The following is a 23,076-nucleotide window of genomic DNA, read 5'->3' on the forward strand; positions in this document are numbered from 1 at the left end:
TAAAAGCAATATCATGGAGGTTTTCGACCGATTATTGGAACTTAATGCAAATTTTCTAAAGAAATATTATTCCATTTTTCTCAGTCAAAATATGAAGTATATTTAGGAAAAAAGATATGACGAGATTTTCTCGTATAAGTCTGTAGAAGATCTAAAGCTCATTTCTTATCTTTTACAACATGCGGTAAACGCTGGTGAGATTTCTTTGCATGAATAGTTAAAGCTCGCTGGTGCTAATTATCTACTTATTTTAAGGGCATTGAGCTTAGCGAGCTGTATTTCAGATATTATAACTGGGGTGCCAAAAATTGAAAACATTGATTCGATGCTGGCAAGCCAAAAGTTAGCGACAAAAGCTCTATTTTTGCCTAAGATTAAGAATGTCTAAAAAACAACTATAGCTTATTTATCATAATAATGAGCAATCATCACTCCCACGGGCTTTTCATACAAAATAGAATGCAGCTCGGTAGCCATGTAGACCTGCCTCACCACCTTCTAATCGTCGATTGCTCCTCGATTCTGTTCTATTCAAGATTAGCTGGATAGTATTGGATGTCATCCTCTCTAATGGAAAACTGTCGTAGGGTCGCCAAAGCTCGTCCCTTTTTTAGCATAGGCGAATGACGTAGAACATACTCCTTAAACATTTGAGGATGATATTATATGATGAGGTCATCGCCTTTACATACGGTGTTAAATTCACAAAATTCAAAGATCATTTTGGAATACAGGTATATTATTTATATTTGTTCTAAATAAATATTAAATACAACCTTGTAGTCATAATCATCTATTTCATTGACATGAAACCACAAATCAATTTTAACTTTTTTAATCCAATAGGGATCTTTTTCTTTCTACTTATGATATTATCGTCCCATAAGGCATTCTGCCAAACAGCAGCAGTACGTGGAACAATAAAATTGCAAACTGGGGAACGGATGCCATTTGTAACGGTGTTGCTTTCGGAAGGCAATAAATCAGTCCAAACCGATAATAATGGAAATTATAACTTTACCGCATTACAAGCTGGAAATTATACAATCTCTGCCAAATATTTGGGCACAAATATGGAATCAAAACAAATCACATTACTTAATGGTCAGGAAATGGTGTTAGACTTTGTATTAAGTGTAAACGAAAGGGTACTCGACGGCATCGAAATCTCGGGATACCGCAGGTTTGGAAAGAAAGAATCCGAACAGGTAGCAAAGTTACCTTTGAAAAATTTGGAGAATCCCCAAGTATACAATGTTGTGCCTAAGGAAATTTTGCAGGAACAGGTCATCGTAACGTACAATGATGTGTTAAAAAATGTAACCGGTGTGAGCCAGGGTCTTGTCAATGGAAGCAACTCCTTTTATATGCGCGGTTTTGAGAATAACAGTTTCATCAGGAACGGTATCCAGGATCGAAAAGATAATAGTTTGGAAGTCGCTAATATTGAACACATCGAAGTATTGAAAGGCCCATCAGCGACCTTATTTGGAAATAGTTTGACCTCGTTTGGTGGATTGATCAATCGGGTGACAAAGAAACCTTTTGACATAGCTAAGGGTGAGATTTCATATACATTGGGCGGATTTGACCTGAATAGAATTACGGCAGACATTAATACTCCCCTGGCAAAAGGTGCTGGACTTCTGATGCGTACAAATATTGCTTACCACGATGAAGGCAACTACATGGATGCAGGTTTTACGAAACGTCTTTTTATTGCACCATCTCTCTTGTATAAAGTAAATGATCGTTTAACAATTTCGATCGATGCGGAGATCTATCAACAGAAAGCAAATGACTTCCATCGCCTATTTCCCGAAATGTCATTCACAAAAAAGAGCACAGAAAGCTTGGGAATTAACTGGAAGAGATATTATCATGGGAACGATCTGACGGAGTCTAAACCATCCGTTAGCATTTATGCTGAAGCCGCTTATCAATTGTCAGCTAAGTGGAAGTCACAAACGCTGATCTCACAAACAAAACACTCCAGTATTGGTTATCGCGTATGGAATGAAATTATGCAGGACAGTTTGAATAGAAATATCCGATATAGCAACTCGAATTATAATAGTATTGAAATTCAACAAAATTTTACTGGAGACTTTGAGCTTGCTGGCCACCGTAACCGTTTAGTAGTGGGGCTGGATTATTATAATGCCCGATCGAATGAAAACTTCATTATCGCCTACCCGTTCGACCGTATTGCTCTAAAAGGAAAAGATCCAGCTTATACTCATATTTCGAAAGCTGCGGTAGATGCTTTTTTAGCCACACTAAATCCTATACGTACAATCAGTGAACAAAGCACTTATAGCGCCTACTTTTCTGATGTTTTTAATATTTCTCACAATTTTTTGGCCATGGCAAGCCTTCGCATTGACCACTTTGCATCTGGAGGCTCACACGATCTGGCGGCTGATACAGTTACCGGAAAGTTTAGCCAAACAAATCTTTCGCCGAAATTGGGACTCGTGTACCAGCTTTTACCAGACAAAATATCTGTATTTGGAAATTACATGAACGGATTCGCAAACAATGGTCCTGCTATACAGCCCGATGGTGCACGAACGGTTTTTAAGCCAAGCAATGCTAATCAATGGGAAGCCGGCCTCAAATTTAATTTGCTTGATGGCAAATTAAACTCGACAATAAGTTATTATGATATTAAAGTGAACGATATCCTCAGACCTGATCCCACCCGCAATGGTTTCACCATACAGGACGGGGGCCAAATCAGTAGAGGACTCGAAACAGAATTAATTGTCAACATGGTCAAAGGTTTCAATATTATTGCTGGATATGCTTACAATAAAGCTTACTCCATAAATACTAACGCCGATATCGATGGATTACGTCAGTGGACGGGACCAGCGCAAACTGCCAATTTATGGCTAAACTATGCATTTCAGGCTAAAGCCTTACAGGGATTCTCAATTGGTGCAGGTGGTAATTATAATAGCAAAGCCTACATCAGTCAATCGCGTCAGTTTGGTGAATTTCATATTCCCGAATACGTGGTCATGAATGCTGTGGCGGGTTATGACACCAAAAGATTCCGGATAAGCTTTAAAGTGGATAACCTCACAAATAAGCTATACTGGGGTAGTTACATCAACCAAATGATGCCTAGGCGTTTTTCCGCTAATTTAGCCGTAAAAATTTAATCTATGTTTATAATAAAAATATGTTGTGATGTTTATTTTTACTAACATAAAGCTTGCAGAAAAATAAATTAAAAAGATAGCGGTTTGGATAGGTGACTATACCGCTATTTTTTTATTTATTAAAACTATAGCGGTTCTTACCTATCTATTCTGTTTTTACCGCTACAGACCTTGTCGCAATTTTAGGATTTATTCGTTCTCGTAAGATTCATTTTTCTATTTTTCATCTTTTCTTCAATATATAGATGTTGCTATCCCTTTTATTGAAACCAAGCTTTTCATATAATTCTATAGCCGATGTGCGGTGTTCTTCGGTAAATAGCAGAACTTCAATTAGCTGCTGTTCGATGGAAATAGCTAGCAGTTTTTCGATGAGTTTCCTGCCAATCCCCATTCCGCGATAGTCTTTGTCTACGACAACATCCTCAATCCAGCCTTTGCTGCCCGATATTACACGATAGACTGCCATTGAGGCAATGCCGACGATTCTGTCCCCTATAAAGCATGCAAGTACGCTAACCTTATTGTTTTCCGTTAAAACTTCATCCAATCTTGATTGTCGCTTATTAGGGCTCAATTGCTTAAATAGTTCAGAAACTTGATTTTGAATATTTGCATCGATATTGGTATTGTTTAAAACTACTATTTTAATCATGATATATCTACACTATTAGTTCACTGTGACTGTGTTTTATAGAAAATATTAGGGTTTCTGGATGACAAAGGCTTTAAGCTCCGCTATCTTTCCATCTTCAAATCTCCAAATGTCACAATAATCAAAATGTTCATATTTTCCGATCTTACTTTTCAATCGGATTTCTCCAGTCACTGTAACAAAATCGCCCTCCTCAATGGTCTTTTCAACGTTGAAAACTGGCGGTTCTTTATAATACTCTTGCATGTAAGCACGAACTTCATCTTTTCCATTTAAAATCCGATCTCCAACGAAAACCCATTTTGTTTGCGGCGTACAGTATGCTAAGAAGCTTTCATTATCTCCTTTGGATACAAATTCATTGGCGGTGTGTAAAATTGTTGTATTTTTCATTTTCAAATATTTTTTATTGCTATTCTATGAAATTAAACCTAGGTCAAATGACCTATTTCAAATATAGGTCATTTGACCTAAATAATCGAAATTTTTAAGATTTATTTTTAAATTTGAAGGATGGATAAAAAAGAAGAGCGGTTACAACACATTTTATCAACAACGATAGCGATCCTTACTGAACAAGGAGCGGAAAAGCTATCGATGAGAATGGTTGCTAAACGTGCTGATATATCGCTAAGTAATCTCCAATATTATTATAGGGATAAGAATCTCCTCTTCATTGCCACAGTTGAGTTTTACTTTGAAAGCTGTAAAAAGGAGCTTACAGAGGCTATAAAACTTTTAACAGCGGATAGTCTTCCCGATAAAAATACTTTTTTGAAAAAGGTGTTGAGCATGTTATTAATCGATAGCAAATCCAGTCATCAAACACTAATGTTTCAGGAAATATGGACTTTGGCCGCTAGAAATAAAGAATTGGAGCATGCAGTAGAAGCATATTATAAAATATATTGTATTTGGATGATCGATCTGGTTGCCAAATTTTGCAGTAAACCTGAGGAGATTGTCAGCTTTCTTATCCCTTTTGTTGAAGGTTATACAATTGTTCATAATGTAATTCCTTCGACCAAAGAAAACGTGATCGCAATGATGTTAAAAATAATTTCTATCGTGGATAAGTAATACCATTTTCTTTGTCGGTTGGTTTAATGGCGCTTTTTTCCCTTGCTAGGTAAACTCTGGGATAAGGTTTATGGATGTTATCCGTAGCATGAGACTTCGCATGTCCTGTTGGATCGATCGAATGGTTGCCTGCAATTCATTGTGCATATTTGCCAGATCATGAAGTTCTTCTGCGGCGAAAATACCCCCATTTTTAAAGTAAAGTTTCACCAGTGAGCTATCCTTGTTGTCGTCCAAGCCATATTGTAACCAACGCTGTCTCGTTGTTTCCACCAAGGAAAGATTTACGGAATTGCTGAAATTCTTCTCTGAAATAATCCCCCAGATGGAACTTGGATAAATTTGGGCATTATTGTTTTGATACCAGATACTTTCGAGCATATTGCGCTGTAGGGTCATTCGTACCTTTTTTCCTTTCGGGTTTAGCGTCATGAATCCCAATACTGCTGTTCCCAAACCACCAGCAATACTCAATCCGTTGTTCAGCTTTTTGTTATTTACAGTGGTAGCAGTCACCGTCGTCACAGCGCCTAAAAGAATTGATGCCACTGTAAGTCTAGTCTGTTTATTCGCATTAATATCGTCTATATATCCGGCGAGCTTATCAATGCGTTCACCATTACAATCTAATTCTGCAGCGATTGCGTTCAATTCAGATTCAAACAGCATAAACTGTTCAATCATCTTCTGTTTCGCAAGTAGTTTTAAAGTAATATCATTGGGATTATTTAAATACGTTATTAAGGGATTTGATAAATTCAGGTATTTAATCAGTACAAAATCATGAGCGGAAAAATGTTTTCGTAGCTGGATACTATCAGAAAGCGAAATTTGTTGCAGCGAAATGGACTGATAAATCACATTGGGCATACAATAATTCTTTGTCAGGGTCTGAACCTGAACAGTGTTAATCAAGGAAGAGCAGCTCATACATAGCAGCAATAAAAAGAAAACTGATGACTTAGTAGCAAAAAGTACTTTCATAATTAGGATATAAAGCTCGCTTGAATTAACAATACACTATCCAAAATGTTTTGGTAAGCCGACTACTTCCTTTTTTATAATCGATACATCAGCATATTGTGCTCAAGACATCAATGCAATTATTAACATGTGGACCCGCTTGTTGAGATCGGTCATACTTTCCTACATCTTGATTTGCTAACTTTGATACTCCTCTTTCTCCGTCTGATTTTAATAGTTCTGTATAGTAACCATTTTTTGCTGCTAGCTCCTCATGGGAACCGCGCTCTACTATTTTACCCCGGTGCATTACTACAATTTGGTCTGCATGGCGGACCGTTGACAATCGATGAGCAATTGTTATCGTCGTAGCGTGCTGCATAGAATCAATTAAGGCACTTGATAATTGACGTTCTGTAATTGTATCTAGCGCACCTGTCGCTTCATCCATAATAATAATAATAATAATAGCAGGTTTTCTCAATAATGTCCTGGTTAAGTAAAGCCGCTGTTTCTCACCGCCAGAAAAGCGATATCCATGTTCGCCAATAGGCGTATCGTACTGCATTGGAAGATTAACAATAAATTCATGCAACTTTGTAATTTTCGCAGTAGTAATTAACTCTTAATCAGTTGCACTGGGATTAGCAAACAAAAGATTCTCTTTGATAGTTCCATTAACTAGATAGGGATCCTGTGAAACAACGCCCAAAATATCGGTAAGTGAATCAGGACTTAATTTCCTAATGTCAACTCCATCGATATAAATCGCACCTTTATTCACTTCATAAAGTCCCGCAATAAGATATCCAATAGTTGTCTTTCCTGAACCTGTAGCTCCAACTATGGCGACCTGACTTCCACCTGATATATCAATTGTCACCTCGGAAAGGATCTGAACACCATCCTCGTATGAAAAACTGACATTTTCGTGTATCACCTCCCCTTTTGCTGTCTTCCTGTCCAAAACAACTGCCCCAGCTATTTCCTTAATCTGAGCAGGCATGTCAAGATACTCGAATATACGTGAAAACAAGACGCGTGCTTTTCGGACCTCAATACTTGTCCGTAGCAACTCTTGTAAAGGAAACGTTAGTTGTTCCTGTAATGCGATGATAGCCATGATTGTCCCTATTGAAACTTGGTTTTCACTTTGCATCCTGAACCCTCCAAGTAATAACGTCAGTGCTGGAAGAATAGTCAGCAACAAATAAATAATCTGCCACTGCCATTCATTGGATGTACGTGATTGAACTTCCAAATCTGCTACATCTTTCGATGTATTCGAAAATTTGCTAATTAGAAATGTCGATTTCCCCATTGTACGCTAAAGGATCATTCCCGGTACCGATAGGGATTCACTGATTTCTGAAGATAAGTCGGCCAGCTTTTGTCGCTGTTTTTCGGAAACTTTTTCTCTCAATGCACCGACCCAATTACTTAACACCAACGTAAACGGAACAACGGTTAGTGAAAACAGTGAAAGTTTCCAATCTAAGAGAAACATTGCAATAACAGTCATAATCGCAATACTTAAGTTCTTTGCGGCTTCCTGGGCAGTGTTGGAAACAAGTTCCTGAAGCGATCCAATATCCTGCGTAATACGGGACTGAATTTCGCCGCCACGCGTATTCGTAAAAAATCGCAATGAAAGTGTGTGCAAATGAGAATACAGCTTTATCCGCAGGCCATGCAATACAGATTGTCCAATTTTTGTTGAAAGTATCGCCTGAACCATGTTGATTACGGCAGAAATTAGCGTTACCAAAATCATCGCAATAACTAACGTAATTAACAAGTGTATGTCGCCATGCGGAAGGGCATCATCAATAATATTCCGCAGTAGAAATGGCATCGCCATGCTTGCTCCTGCTCCGATAAAAATCAGCATTAAGGAGCTGAGCAATTGCTACTTGTAAGGTTGAAAGAATCCATAAACACGATATATTGAAAAATGATTTGTGTTTTTAATTGTTTCTTTTCTTTGTTTGTGCAAAAAGAATTTCATCACTTTTTTCCAATTACTTTCTTCTCCTTCTTGGAGATTTATCATCCGTTTGATCATTAAAATGATTCTCTTTTTCATTTGAAGCATGTAGTCCGCCAAACTGCCAGCTAAATGTCAACGTAGCGGCTCTGTTGTAAAATCTGTTGATCTGGGTACTTTGGAATGTAGGGGCAAAAGCATAAACCGTCTCCTTAAAATTGTTCTGGAATGGATTGATGACGGCCAACGTAAGACTAGCTTTACTATTCATAAAATCCTTCTTCATTGCAAAGCGGTAAGAGTAGTTTGCGGTATTTTTACCCTGTAATGTGATAAAACCATTACCATAATCCCCTGAAGCACTCAATTGCAGACCTTTCATCGGATTAACTGTATTACTGATGCTTGAGTTAAAAAATGTTCCATCGTTTTTCATTCCCAAAGAGTTGCTCCGGAATTTTAAATGAAAGACCTCTATGCCGGCATTGACCGTCCAGATTTTTACAGGATTGAATACCGAATTGACGTTCACTCCCATTCGTTTACTTTCACCAATATTATCCGGCATGGTATAAGAGACTCCTTTTTCATTCACTCTAGCAATCTGCTCCACCGCATTCTTGTTTGAGCTATAATAGATACTGCTTGTCAATAAGGTGTTCTTACTTCCGGTATAGGTATGTGAAAATTCGAGTTTTTTGGTAAGCTCTGGTTTAAGATAGGGGTTACCTTGCATGATATTCAACGGGTCCGCTGCATTTGCATACGGATTCAGATCCATGATCCACGGACGGCGAATTCTTTCATTATAATCTAACTTTACTTCATGGCGTTCACTCAATTTTTTTACAACCAACAAATTGGACACCCAGTTTGAAAATTTCCGCTTATAGGGTGCATTATTCTGAAATGTGGCATTGATGTTTGTATTCTCAAAGCGAATTCCCGGACGTAATGTCCAATCGTTTCCAAGATCAAAATTTAAGGTAGCGTATGCAGAAAAAATCTGCTGTCTGTATTGCATGCTTCCGGAACGGCTCGGATCTACAGGCACTGCACTGCTTAGGACTTCATACACGCTTTTGGAATTATTTCCCAAATATTTAGCGCCTGTCTCTAGCGAAGTTTTGCCTTCTTTTCCAAAAGGATGTGAATAATCCGCTTGAAGACTCCACTCCTTTTCCTTACCTGTATTGGGGCCGCGTTCTGTAAACGCCAGTTGATCATCGGGTTTATACTGTTGGGTCAAGTAGTTGGACACATCAGATGCAGTAGAAGCCATCCCTATAAGTTGTAATTCCTGCCCTCGGCGATCAAATTTTTTCTGATAGTTCAATACCCATTCAGAGAAATTGAATTTACCACTTTGCTCCGTTTTTTGCCGATACACTTGATACCGGTCAGCATTTGTATATCGATTAAATAATCCACCCTTTTGGGGCCAAGAGCCGTTCCAATACGAATAACTCGCTTCAAGTGTCTGAAGGGAATCAATTTTATATTGTCCTGACAAAGAGGCAGAACCGCCCTTTGTGGTTTGAATCATATTAGATTCTTGAAACAGCGATCCAGTTTCCATTCCGTTATTCAGATTGGTTCTATCAAGAGAAGATATCATTTTTTCTTTTTCCCGACTGTAGTTACCCATCGCTGAAAAGTTAAATTTACCTGTGGTCATATTAAGGGAAAGATTTCCAGTTTGTTCCAGATTTCCACCTGTGATATCCAATGTTCCACTAGTTCCTTTTAGTTTCTTTTTTGTGATGATATTGACTACACCGGCGGCACCTTCTGCCTCATATTTGGAAGAAGGGTTAGTCATCACTTCTACGGAAACAATGGAACTTGCCGGAATCATTTTTAAGGCTTCCTTGAGGTTTTTCGCCATAATTCGGGATGGTATGCCGTTGATCAGCACTTTAATATTAGCGTTACCGCGCAACTTTAGATCACCAGTGGCACCTACAGTCAGCATCGGCGCTTTCCGTAATACATCCGCTGCATTTCCTGATTTGTTACTGATATCCGATGCGGCGTTGTATATGAGCTTGTCTTTCGTGCTTTGAACCAAAGGCTTTCTCCGGCTTGCCACTACGGTAACCCCCTCGAGCATGGTGCTTTTAATGTCCAGATATATACGTCCTAAATCTAGATCTTCTTGGTGTAGCGTTATAGCATCGGACTCATAGGTATTAAAACCAATATAATTGATAGAAACAATGATCGTGGTGGAGGGTTGTACTTTTAAGTTAAATGCTCCATCCTTGCGCGTGTTGGTCGAACTAACTATTTTACCGCCGGCATCTTTGACTACAACTGTGCTTCCGGCTAATACTTTATTTTCGGATGCGCTAACAACGGTCCCTTTGACCTCAATTTCATTTCCTGCTGTCTGAGCTACTACCCATGATGTACTTAGTACTAGCATAAACACTAGTATTTGCCTGCATACGTTCTTAATTAATTCTTTCATGTGCAAAAATTTAGTGCTGCAAAGCAAGTTGATAAACTTCAGCCCTAAAAATAAAACGGACAAACAGACTTTACTAAATGTCAAAACGCGTTGGTCATTTTAATTTTTCGAATTACCTTTATTTTCCGACTTTTGAGCAATGGAAGTGCTACAAGAATTCTTTCAAGATTGAACATCTTTGATCTGAACCCAAACTTATATTATGGACGCAACAAGGATTGGCATACGAAAAAGATGGAGACAGGAGATTATGATCTTTTGTGCGATGTATATTCTCACAATGCTGCATGAGTGGTTGTTTATAAATTCGCTCGAAAATTTCTTGAAGGGTCTTGTTTTTTTTGTAATTCTATATGTGCAGGCTCAGATCCATCGGTTTTTTATTTTTCGGTTCTATCTGCTCAAAAGATATTTAAGCTATATTAGTTATTCATTAACGACTATCCTTGCAGGTGCCTCTGTACTTTTTGTAGCAAATGCCTACTGGATACAGCCTGATTTTTTTGAACCCGATGAGCTGCTACTCGATTTTCTTTACCATTTCGTAATCTGTATCATCAGTACAGCAACCATCATGGCTCTTTCGTTGATGCAGAGTTACGCTTTGGAAGTACAGCGCAGAAGTATGGATCAAATCTTGCTCAATGAAATGAATTTAAAATTTCTACATGCTCAGCTGAATCCACATTTCTTCTTCAATATGCTCAATAACCTATATGGTGTAAGCTTAACAGAACCGGATCGAACTCCCGGACTTATTGTTAAACTATCTGAGCTGATGCGCTATCAGATAGAAAATGGCAACGTACCGAAAGTTTCCCTAGCTGACGAGGTCAATTTTATCCGGAATTATATTGACCTGGAAAGGGAAAGGGTCGGTAAAAGATGTGATATACGGTTTATATGCGATCACTCACCGGAGGAATTGAGTGTATGGCAGATATCACCCCTTCTTCTTATTATTCTGGTCGAAAACGGTTTTAAACATAGCCAGAATCTATCTTATTGGTTTGTTCATATGCACATTGAGTTAAAAGCCGATGAGTTACTCATGACCATTGAGAATTCGCTGGCAGATGAAAAACTAAAAAAAGCATCTACACAAGTTGGCCTGAACAATCTTAAACAACGATTATATTTTATTTATAATGGTAAGTTCAGCCTTGTTGAAAAGCAGTCAGAAACGAGCTATGAAACCACACTTTTAATCCCACTTCAAAAATAGCTTATATGAATCAATTAAATTGCATTGTTATTGATGACGAAGAAGGTGCGCACCGCGTACTGGAGCATTTTATCAGCCAGCTGAAACAACTTCAGCTCAACGGATCGTTCTACACTGCTGTAGAGGCCATCGAATATGTGTATAACCATCAGGTTGATGTTATGTTTCTTGATATCAACATGCCAGGATTAACAGGGATGGAAATGCTCGATGCTATGTCGAACAAGCCGTTTGTTATTCTCACCACTGCCTACAAAGAATATGCATTGGAATCTTATAAATATGATGTGGTGGATTATCTTGTAAAGCCTTTTGATTTCAAAACCTTTCTTTCGGCCATTGATAAAGTTATCAACCGACTTGGAAAAAATAAGCGAGCATTAGACCAAACCGTTAACAAGACCGATCAGTCAATACTAAAAGCGGACCACCTTGTTTTAAAAGTTGACAACGAAATTGTGAAATTGGATTTCAGCACGATATATTATACCCAGAGCTATGGAAATTATGTTAAATTTTTCACAGCTGAGAAAATGTATATGAGTCAAATTACGACACAGGAAGTTGAAAACAAGCTTGATCCGGAACTTTTTGTGAGGATTCATAAATCTTATTTGGTTGCGTTGAAGGAAATTTTAAAAATTGCTGGTGGTCAACTCTTTTTAAAGAACGGAACGCTTCTCCCGATTGGAAAGTTTTATAAAAAAAATGTCATCGAACGGATGAAGATTTAAGTCCATTCCTTTTTTAATAGTGCGAACTGTAGTGTATTCTCATATCTTGGTGTTTCATCATCATTGCTAGTAAAGGAAATATACTCAAGGAACAGTCCCTCTTGGCGCATGCCCAGCCTTTTACACAATTGCTGTGATCGGATGTTGTAATCCTCAACATAGCAGTAAATTCTTCTTGCGTTTTTGCGATGAAAGAGATAATCAAATAAGCCGTGTGCCGCCTCAGTTGCATATCCCCGACCTTCTATTTTGGTATTGAAATGCCAGCCAACATTGTAGGTATCTCCTTCTTCCATCGCAAAAAGGTGTCCGATCAAGATACCATCTTCTTTTCTACAGACAGCGAACTGGGAGCTATCTTTGCTCTTCTTTTTAATCTCAGCTAAGGCCTCCGGCATATTGGAGAGCTTTTCTTCTAAAAAACAATTCACGCGTGGATCGCTCATATAATCCAAGAATGCTGCCGCATCTCGCTCAATGAAGCGGCGAACAATTAATCTCTCTGTACGGTATAATGCCATAAAAATTGTTCCAATTGTTTTGACTATCGCTCTAAATTTACCCAATTCTGTTTTTTTGCGGGTCTTTAAATCTACAAATCGTGATGTAAAGAGAAATGCATAAGCATATAAACGAACCATAAAAAACGGGCAGCTGCTCCGCCACTATTTTTTGAAATAGGATACCACAACAAACCAAAAAAACGACGATCAATAAAGCAATATACTGTTTTTTGGATATCCATCGCCATAAATTGCATTTATGATTGATGATGATACCTCCTAGAGCCGCAATGTAACCAATAATACCCCCGATCGCAACATCTAAGGTATAATGAGCGCCTACGCCGACCATCAGTGACCCTAATAACAGCGGCCCAGAGATTCTCGGGATAAAGATCAGTAAAGACGAAAGAAAAGAAAGAATAACAAGCGCGTCTCCAAGCTGTGTTAGATTCTCCATCCATTTCGGATAGTGCGACAAAACAGAATTAACCCTAAAAAAGACATCTTTTTGAACAGCGATATAATTGTCGACCGTCCAGGCATGATTGATAGAAAAGAATACTGCTAAGGCCACCAAAAAAAATAATGGTATATAAAAGAACGAGAATTTTACCTTCTCAAAATTGTTATTGACTAGATTATTCATCATTTACTTCTTTACACGCATCACTTTATTGATGACTAACGGAGCTGTTAAAAGATCGATATCATGACTGTATACAATATACTTTTGTATCCACAAAGGATCATATTTCTCTTTAAACTCCCTCAATCCACGTGTATTTTTAAAATATTTATGTTTGTTATAGAGAAAATGTATCGCTGTTCCTATTAGCCCTTTTTTACGCTCAAAACCTGAAAGCGGAGCAAGCCCCATGTTCAACATCTCATAGCCCTCTTCCTTGCAGTATGATATAAAGCGGAGCAACAGCACGTCCATATTCCCGCCGGGCGCCGTATCAGTTTTCCTGATGAGGTCATAGGTGGCTTCTTTAGGCGTATAATCAGGGATAATATTTAAAAACGACAAGATTGTACCATGCTCATCTTCCAACGTGATGACATCACTATTTCTTACTTTTGACTCCTCGAACATACCCTGGGAAAATACACGCTCACTTCTTTTCATGTCGATGAGCCAACTGTCGGACACCAGGCGAAGTTTAGCAATCAACGCTTCAGATAAAGGAGCGCGATAACATTGCGTTTGATAACCTTTGCGCTCTATCGTGTTAACGGCGTTTCTTAAGGACTTACGCTTCTTTCCTTGTAAGTTGAAATTGGTAACATCGACAATGGCTTCTTCACCAATAAGGAAATGCTTTTTTCCCAATGCTTGGTATAATCCTAGCTGCATTATATCTACCCTATAATAGGTGACTTTCAGCCCTTGTGTTCTGCAATACCGTTCAAAAGACTGTATTAATTCAAGCATAATATCTCGATTATTTGCGCAGACTGGACCCTCCAACACCACCGCAAAGCCAAAGGTTATTTTATAAGCAATAAATCCGGTTTTATTTGCATTGAAATAGAAACTTTTGTCACCGTAGGTCTTAAAATAATCTACTGGTGACCGGCCATACTTTTCAAGCAGCATCTGTGCCAGTTCTACCTCCCTGCCTATCGGATCTTCCGCTTTGGTTACGGGTCTTAGTGCGAAATAAAACAGCATTGAAATACACACTGCTCCGAGCAAATTGAGTGAATATATGAAGCTGTGTCCTAAAAGCGTATATGGATTGCCCGCTTGTGCATCAAGCAAAGCAAAGGCCTGTAATGTGGTCTTTATTAAACTAACGACCGTGGCATCCATGACAAAATGTGTACGATTAAGAAAATAAAATCCAAGTAGTCCATACATCAACGGACTTAGAATTAAAGCAATTGAAGCGTTATTTTTTATTGATGTAAATCTGGTTATGTTTGACACAAAATAGTGCTTATATGAGTATAATAAGATAACGATTACAACAAAGGCAGCTATCCCCTCGGTATATACATCACCGTCCATAAAACTGCCTGTGCATAAAGCGACACAAATGATAAGTGAAAGATACCACGCTGCCCGCAGGCCACGAAACAAGAAGATAGCACAGACAATACAAACAATCCCGATCAATAGAAAACTGACCGTGGAACTGAAAAATCCGCTTTCCAAAAAAATCACCATGATAGGCTCCTTTGCTGGAAGAAAAGCTGGTAAGAAGGCGGAAGCAATATTCAATAGCCCGGATACAAAGAGGAAAATAGCCGGTAACAAACGGACGAGAATATTATCTTTCTGAGCGAAAAAGCTCACGCCGCCGACCAACAAGGGAATCCAAAATTCAAACAGTCGATAAAGCAGCGATATTGAGATAGCTTCCTGCTCTGTGTAACCAAAACGGCACAGTAAAACAACCATGGAAATTTCCACAATACCTACTCCTTTCATAAAGGGTGAAAAACAGTAAAATAATGTCGCAACTGTATAAACGACGAGACAGGCCTCAACGGACGGTTCAAGATTTAGCGCACGAATGGACACATACAAATGAAATATCCCGATAAGCTCCACAACCAGAGCCCAAACCAAACTCAGGATCAATGGCTTCATGGTTAACTTTTTACTGCTTATATCCTGATGAAAAGACTGAACCGAAGGGAAATACCTTGCAGTAAGCCTAAATACGGCCTTTTTTCTGTAAAAAGATACGATACCATATGTTATCGCGATACAAAGGCCCAAAGAACCCGCTAAAAAGAGCAGAAAAGACTCACTGGCATTGTGGATTCCCCAAAAAAATAATACAAATAAGCTCAGTAATAATAAGGAAAGTAGATTAACCAGGGTATAGATGACTGAAGCGAAATCCGTTGTTGAACGGGATATTTCCTCTTTTGCCGTATCATTCCTAAAAAGAGCAATCGAGGTGAATCCGCCTGCGGGAAGAAACACCCCCACAAAATTTCGCTTTAAAAATAGCTTTATGGCTATCGGTAGAGAAAGTTTATAGGATAGCGCTTTAAAACTGGCGGTATAAACCAAGCCATGAACAACGATATAACCCAACGATAGTGCGGCTCCAGTGGCTAACCAAAGCGGAGCGGAATCTTGGATCAACTGACCGGCAGCGATGACTTCAGACCGCTGGTCAATAAAGAAAAACACACACCCCATCAATAAAATCAGACCGAGGAGGACTTTAAAGAACACTTTCCAATTTTCCATGATTGATAGTTTCATAACTGAATGAGAATAGTTTAAAAATCAATTCCAATTTTTGCCCGGATGCCCCACTTAGAAACCATTGGATTGTCCAGGTAGGTAAAACGTTTCACGACATCAATACGCAGTATCTTAAAAATGTTACCCAGCCCTACACTTCCCTCCACATACGGTCCCCTGTTTAATTTAAATAACGAAGGCTTATAACCGGGGCTGGGATTGAAGGTCTCAAATTCCTCATTATTCATCCTATTTTCAGGATTTACATGTCCATATAGTACTTTTAAAGAAAACCACTCCCTTAAATCCAATTTTTTCAATAGGGGCACCTTGTTAAGGATAAAACCATTAAATCCATGCTGAAACTGCAGGGAGCTATAGCGGTCACTCATAAACTCCAATGTATTCATCAAGTTGAAGGAGTTGGCTTGGTAGGCATAAGTCTGATTGGCACGATGAATCATCATCAACGGATAAGGTACTTTTCCAAATTGAATGCCGCTTTCAAAAACGACGTCCGAAAATCCCAGCTGCGACATAAAGATTCTTTTATTGGCAGCAAAAATGAAGCGCTGATAATCATACTGTCCCCCGATCAATCCTTTGATCCCAACTTCTCCGGATAGAGACAAAATAGGTTTCCCTGTATTTATTATTCGACGATAACGCTTGCCTTGATAAATCTTCTCGCCCGGTGCCCAGCGGAATACTCCGGTGAGTGCCACCGTGCTGATGTTGTCCATACGGCTTTCATTAGTATTGAATGGAAAAATCAGTCTGCCCCCTGGAGTTAACGTTTCTTTTTTAAACCCGAGCTTAAACGATATGTGACTGTCAAATTCATGATGTAGCTCGACCTGGGTTTTGTTAAAATAGATCATCCGGTCATTATGACCGCGTCTAAAAGAGAGTAGAAAATTATCGTTGTCCAAAAAATTGAGCTCTTGTCCCGGCACACGGATATCGCGGGTAGTCCTGACAGCGATTGAACTCACGGGATATTTATATACCGACTCGCCATTGAGCGAGTAAATAGCTCCCAGATTATATTTGAATTTCTGATCTTTAGAGCCATATGCCCCATAGCCTTCAAGTACCAGCCGTTTACTGAACTCATCGGTCGTATTTCCCCCGAATTTGAAACGGCTTCCCTCAACAGGATTAAAACTATAAAACGAAGGTATGGGTCCTATTTCAAACAGACCTTTCCCAATATAACCAGAGGTAATAATAGCACCTACCGACATTAACTTGCGGAATGACCTTGAGTTCTTTAAACTGTCAATGTTGCGAAACGCATTGCTTTCAAGGGTGCTCAACTTTTCAGGGCGCATAAGGTCCCAGTTCATTTTCGAATCATTTTTTCCCGCGGTCGACTCACTATTGTCCGAAGGTGGTAATGCAAGCTGTGCTTGCTCGCCTAGCGTTCTGATCAATACTTTCTCTCCAAATAGGTTCATCCCTTTTTGAAATAAGCCGAGGTCAATCTTAGTCACGCTCCTATTCAGGAAATACTTGCTGTCCTCATTTTTACTGTAGTCAAAGTACATTTGCAGGCTTTTCACCCAGTTGATGTTGGTCTCATCACTCAGGCTAAGCTCTGCTTTGCGCAGTGCATAGCTGCCATCTAGATCAACATAGAGAAATCCTGAAAATAGTGCATCCTGAGGATTGCGTGGAACGAATCGGATTTTTAATTGCCTAGGCGATGTTTCGCTGATCGTATCCATTCTATAATATTTATAGAAAGAAGGTCCCAGGGTGGCGATCGGACTTAAGAAACGTCTGTTACCAATGGCCACATCATTCTCATATACATCGCTCAATCCGTAGATCTTATTTAAGTATTCGTCTATTCCGTCCTCATCGATAAACTGATCTACCCGCGATTGATTCTCAGCTCTTAACGTATACAACGAACCCTGACTATTGGATATCGTTCTAGCTCCAAGCTTTTCATTCATGTAAATCGGTATAAGCGACCGTCCCGGTAACTTTACTGTATCAAGCCCAGCTTTAAGAAAAGTGAACTTTCTCAGTAGACGGGAGTCGGCAGTTTTCTCATTGAGAATTCCCAATGACATTGAAAGTTTCTCATATTCTGAAAAAACTTGATCCGCACCTTTCAGCGCATTGTTTTCGTCACGTTTTTCGATTACTTTTCGGATAATGTCGACGGTTGGATTGTTCTTATTTCTATACCGCTTTTTCGGCGCGTTGATAACTATCTCGTCCAGATTTTGACTGTATTCTGAAAGTATGATCGTTATGGATTTCCCTGGAGTAAGCTGTGAAACAGGCATGATCCGACTTGTGTAACCAACAGAGCTAATGGATAATGTTCCTGTTAAGGCGGAAATCTGCAGATGAAAATTACCCGATTGATCGGTACTGCTTGCAATGCCACTTTGCATATGTTTCACGGTAACACCTCTTATTGCTAGACCGCTGCTGGCATCTACAACTTTTCCGGTTATGAGTTCCTGAGCAGACAAGGATGAAATAGCAAATAAAAAAAGGAAAACGAGGTAGTTGCGCATAAAATTCATTAAAATGTTTTTATTTTTTAATAATCTTTTGGTTTGCAAGCTTTATTTAGTGAGCTTGATTGCCTGGTAAATTGCTTGAAAATTTCTGTTGTAATTATGAGGTCCGTCTAACCGGGCTACGGATAATCCCGATTTTTGAAACAAGGATGCTAATTCCTCCTCCCCTTCTTTACAAAATATATAAGTGGAAGCAATAGATCTCAATTTGAGCGCTTCGGGAAGAACCTCATACTCATTTGGCTTCTGTTTGAAATTAAGCATGGTGGATAATGTCACTTCCAAACTTGCATATCTATCTGGAGAAAGAAAGGTGGCATGCCTGATTTTTTTCTGCAGAGCAGCCGAGAAGTGATGTATTATAAACGGAAGGATTGCCGCAGAAAAAGAGTGGCCGATGATATAGATATTATCACATTTAGACTTTTCTAGATACAGGTGAATATATCTTTCAAAATCTTGGCTTGCTTCTTTCGGTGTCTTCTTTTTCCAAAAATATTTTTTTGAATCGAGGATCAACCTATCGAAACCTTCTCGCTCAAAATAGCGCAATAAGCTCTTGCTAAAATTGTTATATCCACCATCGCCAGTGATAAAAACAACCAGCGTCTTTTCAATCGTGTTCCCTTTTATTTCAGGGATGACATAATTTGGAATCTGAGCATACACCAATTGAGGGCTTACAAAGCTGAAAAGCATGATTGCCAAAAGGAATTTAATATTTAAGAGCATTGTTGTTAGTCTGATATAACTTATTTGTATTTCCCTGTTATTTTCAGGTACAAATCAATTATAAAACCAATGGACTAAGAAAAATAAATGACAAACGGACAACTATAAATGATGAAGTGTTCTTGTCAGAAAATGCTCGGACAAATCCCAAATCGTTTAGGTAAAAGATTGATTCCCGATAATTAGTTAATTTATCTGATACGCAATATAAAACTGGAACCACGAGGGATGCTACAGTTAATTCTACAACAAAGAATTTCTAAAAATGAGAAAGGACGGTTTACCGCGGTAAATCGATCTCTGCAAAGGTGAGATTTTAATAAATAATCTTTATGAAACAAGCAATAAGAAAGCGAATTATAGTAGAATTCTAATCAGATAACTTGCCGTTTGGTAGAATAAACCAAAATGTACTACCCTCATTGAGAACACTCTCTGCTCCTATCAGTCCATCATGTTTTCTGATAATTTCGGAACAGATGTACAGACCAAGTCCCAATCCAGAATATTCTTTACCGGAATGACTGACCCTATAATATCTGTCAAATAATTTAGGCAGGGCTTCTTCCTCGATGCCAATGCCAAAATCGCGGACAGATACTTTTACCGATTGATTTTCTAATACCTCGACATTTAGATGAATTTCTTTCGACAATGGCGCATACTTTATAGCGTTATTGACAAAATTGATAACAACCTGATCGATCCTATGCTCATCAGCATATACAGTCGCAGTTTGATTTCCCGAAACAACAAGTTGATATTCTTTCTCAAAGCAAATATGGTCACATGTATGCTGAAGAAGATCAAACATATTAAACCAATCTTTCTTAATTTCAAGCTGTCCCTCAGTAAGGCGGCGTATTTGCAATAGTTCAGCAACCAAATCGTTCATCTTCTCCACGCTCCTTAAGGATTGATTGATCATTTTTGAATGAAGATTACTATTGGGCTTATCCTTTAAAAGTTCAAGATACTGTAGGGAAGCTTTTAAAACCGTTATTGGCGTTCTTAACTCGTGGCTCACAATACTTAAAAAATCATCTTTCTGCTGCTCAAAAAGTTTACGATCGGTAACATCTAATGTCATGCCTACCATCCGATCTGCAACGCCAAAATCATTGTAACGAGGACGTCCATGGGCCTGAATCCAATGTGTGGAGCCGTCGCGCCATCTGACAGGATACTCGGTGCTATAAATTCCATTGGTACGAATCGCCTCGTGCACCAGTTCTTTTACCTGCTCACGATATTCCGGATACATTGCCTCAAAAAGATCTGCATAACAAAAATCCTCTTCTGGCATAAATCCATAGTTCATCTTAAATCGATCCGTGCTCTCCATCTTTCCAGTTGCTAGCTCCACCTCGGTAGAACCTAATCTGCTAGCATCCATGGCGATTTCCAGTCGAGTATTTATTTCATTGATTGCTTTTCGACTATTTACCTGTTCTGTAACGTCTGTCGCCACAATAAGAATAAGCTTCTCCTCCTTTGATAGTCCATTCGTAGGCTGGTAAACGAAATTAAGATAGCGTTCTAGCGTTTCTCCATCGACGGTAAGTAGGGCCTTAAGCTCTTTTCCGTAAAAAGGTTCATCGGTTTCATACACATTTTTTAAAATATCAAGGAATTGCTGATCTCTCAGTTCAGGCAAGGCGTCAGCAAGCCGCATCCCCAATACAGAGCGATCTTTACCCCAAATGTCAAGAACATGCTGATTAACCACATCCACAACGAAATCAGGACCTTTTAAAGTAGCCATGGCAACAGGAGACTGCTCGATCATAATTCGGAAAAGCTGCTGCTGCTCATGCAACAAAGAAATTAGTTTATGAAGATTGTCTTCTGAAGTAATGAGTTCCTCGTTTTTAGATAGAAGATCTGCATTTATTACTTTAAACTCCTCATTTATGGCCAAAAGCTTTTCGTTAAGATTGTTTTCCACAAGTGACTTTTCCCCTGCAAGTCTTAACGCTTCCATACGTTCGGAAACTTCTGAAGCAGTATGAAGGATATACGCTATGCAGCCGTCTTCATCTAAAATAGCTTTGTATTCAAAATCAAAGAAAAACTCTTGGAGATCACCATCTTTTTGAAGAAACGCCGAACAGTTTTTTGCGATGTAAGTTTCACCAGAATACCATACTTCTTTGAGAATATCAACAAAAGGCTGTCCTTTAAGTTCAGGAACGGCATCCTGCAGGTTTTTACCAACAATGGATCTGTCTTTTCCCCAAAAATTAAGCATTGCTAAGTTGGCCGTTAATATTTTTATGTCTTCTCCCTGATAGACTGCCGTAGCATTTGGTGAGTGAAAAAGTATACTGAGCAATGACTCAGGATCAATGTTTTTGGGAGAATTCATGCGATAAGATCAATAAGACAAATGTAATCAATTTATTTGCTATAAACCGATAACACGTTAAATAGTTCTAGTCCTATTAACTTTGACCCATAAATAACTGATCTAATGGACCTAAATATTCAACATGAAAGTCAGCAACATTTATTGCTGCTGACTTTTACATTATTTTTGATTAAGCTTCGTACTGACCTATAAGAATTACTGGTTTAATGGCCTTTCCCGATTCGGAATCTTCTATAGCTTGATTAATATCTTCAAATCTATATTTCTTAATTAATTTATCAAACGGGAACTGCCCATTCAGATACATCTGCACCATCTCAGGGATAAATTCGGTTGGGACACTATCTCCCTCCACAATACCAATTAACTTAATTCCTTTAAGTACATATGCGTTCATTTCAACTTCAAGGGGCTTAGTAGCTACACCAACAATACCCATTTGTCCTAAGGACTTCAAACTCGATAGGGTATTATTAATAACATCATTACGACCCGTGGTGTCAAAACCAAAGTCAAATCCCTTTGGTGAAATTTTTTGTAAACTTTCTACTACATTCTCATTGCGGCTATTAATTGTATGGGTTGCACCTAGTTCCAACGCAAAATCTAGACGTTCTTGATTGATATCGACTAATACAATCTGCGCAGCCGAACATGCTTTTGCTGCCAACAAAGCAGCCAGTCCCACAGCACCGGCTCCAGAGATAACAATTGTTTTTCCTGGAGACACTTTCAACGAGTTGATGATTGCTCCTGCCCCAGTCTGAATACCACAACCTAACGGGCCCAATAACTCTAACGGCGCTTTTTCAGAAACTTTTATAGTGTTTCTTTTATTTGCTATCGCATAGGTGGCAAAGGATGACTGAGAAAAGAAATTATCGAAAACAGCTTGCTCTTTGCGATGGTGACTATGAGAGCCATCCATACGTGATCCCCCAAAATTCAAAGCTGGGAAATTTTCGCAGTAAGTGGGTTTACCATGCTGACAAGTGTAGCATTCCCCACAGAAACCGAAGGTTAACACGACATGATCTCCCACTTTAAGGTTTGTAACCCCATCTCCTACTTTCTCGATAACTCCAGCCCCCTCATGTCCCAATACGATAGGAAAAGGTGTATCGCCGGTCTGCTGGTCTCGGGCAGCCATATCAGTATGACAAGTTCCCGTTGCTACAATTCGTACTAATACCTCATCTTGTCGAGGTTCTTCTAAGGTTATTTTTTCCAATTCGAATTTTCCACCTTTTTCTTTTACTAATGCGGCTGTAATTTCCATTGTATTATCTTTTTGTTAGATTGAAATTAGCACTTTATAAGATTTTTTTTTTTGATGTAGATCAAGAAAAATGCGATCTGATCTATCGTTGTATTTAGGATGCAACTGGAAGCAATTAAAATTAACGTGATATTGTCCCTCTAT

16 protein-coding genes and 1 pseudogene are annotated in these 23,076 nt (G+C 38.8%); 4 read left to right on the top strand and 13 right to left on the bottom strand.

The features are described 5' to 3' along the window. Nucleotides 1-866 precede the first annotated feature (866 nt). Complete coding sequence (locus B2107_RS19715) at nucleotides 867-3,170, top strand: TonB-dependent receptor (protein ID WP_293957456.1); 2,304 nt, start codon at nucleotides 867-869, stop codon at nucleotides 3,168-3,170. 223 nt (nucleotides 3,171-3,393) lie between these two features. On the opposite strand, the gene B2107_RS19720 is transcribed toward B2107_RS19715, so the two are convergent. Together B2107_RS19720 and B2107_RS19725 are read right to left on the bottom strand one after the other, a co-directional pair. After that, on the bottom strand, nucleotides 3,394-3,825 hold the full coding sequence (locus tag B2107_RS19720; protein ID WP_293957457.1) for a GNAT family N-acetyltransferase: 432 nt from the start codon (nucleotides 3,823-3,825) through the stop codon (nucleotides 3,394-3,396). A 48-nt stretch (nucleotides 3,826-3,873) separates the two neighbouring features. Then, entirely contained in the window at nucleotides 3,874-4,218 is a 345-nt protein-coding gene (locus tag B2107_RS19725; protein ID WP_293957458.1) for a nuclear transport factor 2 family protein, read from the bottom strand. A 120-nt stretch (nucleotides 4,219-4,338) separates the two neighbouring features. Here B2107_RS19725 and B2107_RS19730 point away from each other — a divergent pair, with 120 nt between their 5' ends. Beyond that, nucleotides 4,339-4,905 carry a TetR/AcrR family transcriptional regulator gene (locus tag B2107_RS19730; RefSeq protein ID WP_293957460.1) on the top strand — a complete coding sequence of 189 codons (567 nt, stop codon included), beginning with the start codon at nucleotides 4,339-4,341 and terminating at the stop codon, nucleotides 4,903-4,905. A gap of 45 nt (nucleotides 4,906-4,950) precedes the next feature. Here the strand turns inward: B2107_RS19730 and B2107_RS19735 are convergent, their stop codons facing one another. The 4 genes and pseudogenes from B2107_RS19735 to B2107_RS19750 all read right to left on the bottom strand — a co-directional run bounded on the left by B2107_RS19735 (nucleotide 4,951) and on the right by B2107_RS19750 (nucleotide 10,283). Continuing rightward, nucleotides 4,951-5,889 carry a hypothetical protein gene (locus B2107_RS19735; RefSeq protein ID WP_293957461.1) on the bottom strand — a complete coding sequence of 313 codons (939 nt, stop codon included), beginning with the start codon at nucleotides 5,887-5,889 and terminating at the stop codon, nucleotides 4,951-4,953. A gap of 88 nt (nucleotides 5,890-5,977) precedes the next feature. After that, nucleotides 5,978-7,189 (bottom strand): annotated as a pseudogene (locus tag B2107_RS19740) (ABC transporter ATP-binding protein). 6 nt (nucleotides 7,190-7,195) lie between these two features. After that, nucleotides 7,196-7,759 (bottom strand): ABC transporter transmembrane domain-containing protein, encoded by a 564-nt coding sequence (locus B2107_RS19745; protein WP_293957462.1) that lies wholly within the window; start codon nucleotides 7,757-7,759, stop codon nucleotides 7,196-7,198. A gap of 130 nt (nucleotides 7,760-7,889) precedes the next feature. Beyond that, nucleotides 7,890-10,283, bottom strand: coding sequence for a TonB-dependent receptor domain-containing protein (locus tag B2107_RS19750; protein ID WP_293957463.1), 2,394 nt, complete (start codon nucleotides 10,281-10,283; stop codon nucleotides 7,890-7,892). A 247-nt stretch (nucleotides 10,284-10,530) separates the two neighbouring features. On the opposite strand from B2107_RS19750, the gene B2107_RS19755 reads away from it, so the two are divergent. Beyond that, entirely contained in the window at nucleotides 10,531-11,553 is a 1,023-nt protein-coding gene (locus tag B2107_RS19755) for a sensor histidine kinase (RefSeq protein WP_293957464.1), read from the top strand. 5 nt (nucleotides 11,554-11,558) lie between these two features. Next, nucleotides 11,559-12,287, top strand: a complete 729-nt coding sequence (locus tag B2107_RS19760) for a LytR/AlgR family response regulator transcription factor (RefSeq protein WP_293957465.1) — start codon at nucleotides 11,559-11,561, stop codon at nucleotides 12,285-12,287. On the opposite strand, the gene B2107_RS19765 is transcribed toward B2107_RS19760, so the two are convergent. The 7 genes from B2107_RS19765 to B2107_RS19795 all read right to left on the bottom strand — a co-directional run bounded on the left by B2107_RS19765 (nucleotide 12,284) and on the right by B2107_RS19795 (nucleotide 22,932). Continuing rightward, nucleotides 12,284-12,808 carry a GNAT family N-acetyltransferase gene (locus tag B2107_RS19765; protein ID WP_293957466.1) on the bottom strand — a complete coding sequence of 175 codons (525 nt, stop codon included), beginning with the start codon at nucleotides 12,806-12,808 and terminating at the stop codon, nucleotides 12,284-12,286. The two genes, B2107_RS19760 and B2107_RS19765, sit on opposite strands and share 4 nt — an antisense overlap. 37 nt (nucleotides 12,809-12,845) lie before the next feature. Further along, nucleotides 12,846-13,442, bottom strand: coding sequence for a hypothetical protein (locus tag B2107_RS19770; protein ID WP_293957467.1), 597 nt, complete (start codon nucleotides 13,440-13,442; stop codon nucleotides 12,846-12,848). Then, nucleotides 13,443-16,007: a phosphatidylglycerol lysyltransferase domain-containing protein gene (locus tag B2107_RS19775; RefSeq protein ID WP_293957469.1), complete on the bottom strand. Its 2,565-nt coding sequence runs from the start codon at nucleotides 16,005-16,007 to the stop codon at nucleotides 13,443-13,445. A gap of 32 nt (nucleotides 16,008-16,039) precedes the next feature. Beyond that, complete coding sequence (locus tag B2107_RS19780) at nucleotides 16,040-18,544, bottom strand: DUF5686 family protein (protein ID WP_293957471.1); 2,505 nt, start codon at nucleotides 18,542-18,544, stop codon at nucleotides 16,040-16,042. A 51-nt stretch (nucleotides 18,545-18,595) separates the two neighbouring features. Then, nucleotides 18,596-19,282, bottom strand: a complete 687-nt coding sequence (locus tag B2107_RS19785) for an AcvB/VirJ family lysyl-phosphatidylglycerol hydrolase (protein ID WP_293957472.1) — start codon at nucleotides 19,280-19,282, stop codon at nucleotides 18,596-18,598. 370 nt (nucleotides 19,283-19,652) lie between these two features. Then, nucleotides 19,653-21,650, bottom strand: coding sequence for a PAS domain-containing sensor histidine kinase (locus B2107_RS19790; protein ID WP_293957473.1), 1,998 nt, complete (start codon nucleotides 21,648-21,650; stop codon nucleotides 19,653-19,655). 172 nt (nucleotides 21,651-21,822) lie between these two features. Then, a complete protein-coding gene (locus tag B2107_RS19795; RefSeq protein ID WP_293957475.1) occupies nucleotides 21,823-22,932 on the bottom strand; it encodes an NAD(P)-dependent alcohol dehydrogenase in 1,110 nt (369 codons plus the stop codon). Nucleotides 22,933-23,076 lie beyond the last annotated feature (144 nt).

The organism is Sphingobacterium sp. UBA7855, from assembly GCA_002500745.1.
GTDB lineage: Bacteria > Bacteroidota > Bacteroidia > Sphingobacteriales > Sphingobacteriaceae > Sphingobacterium.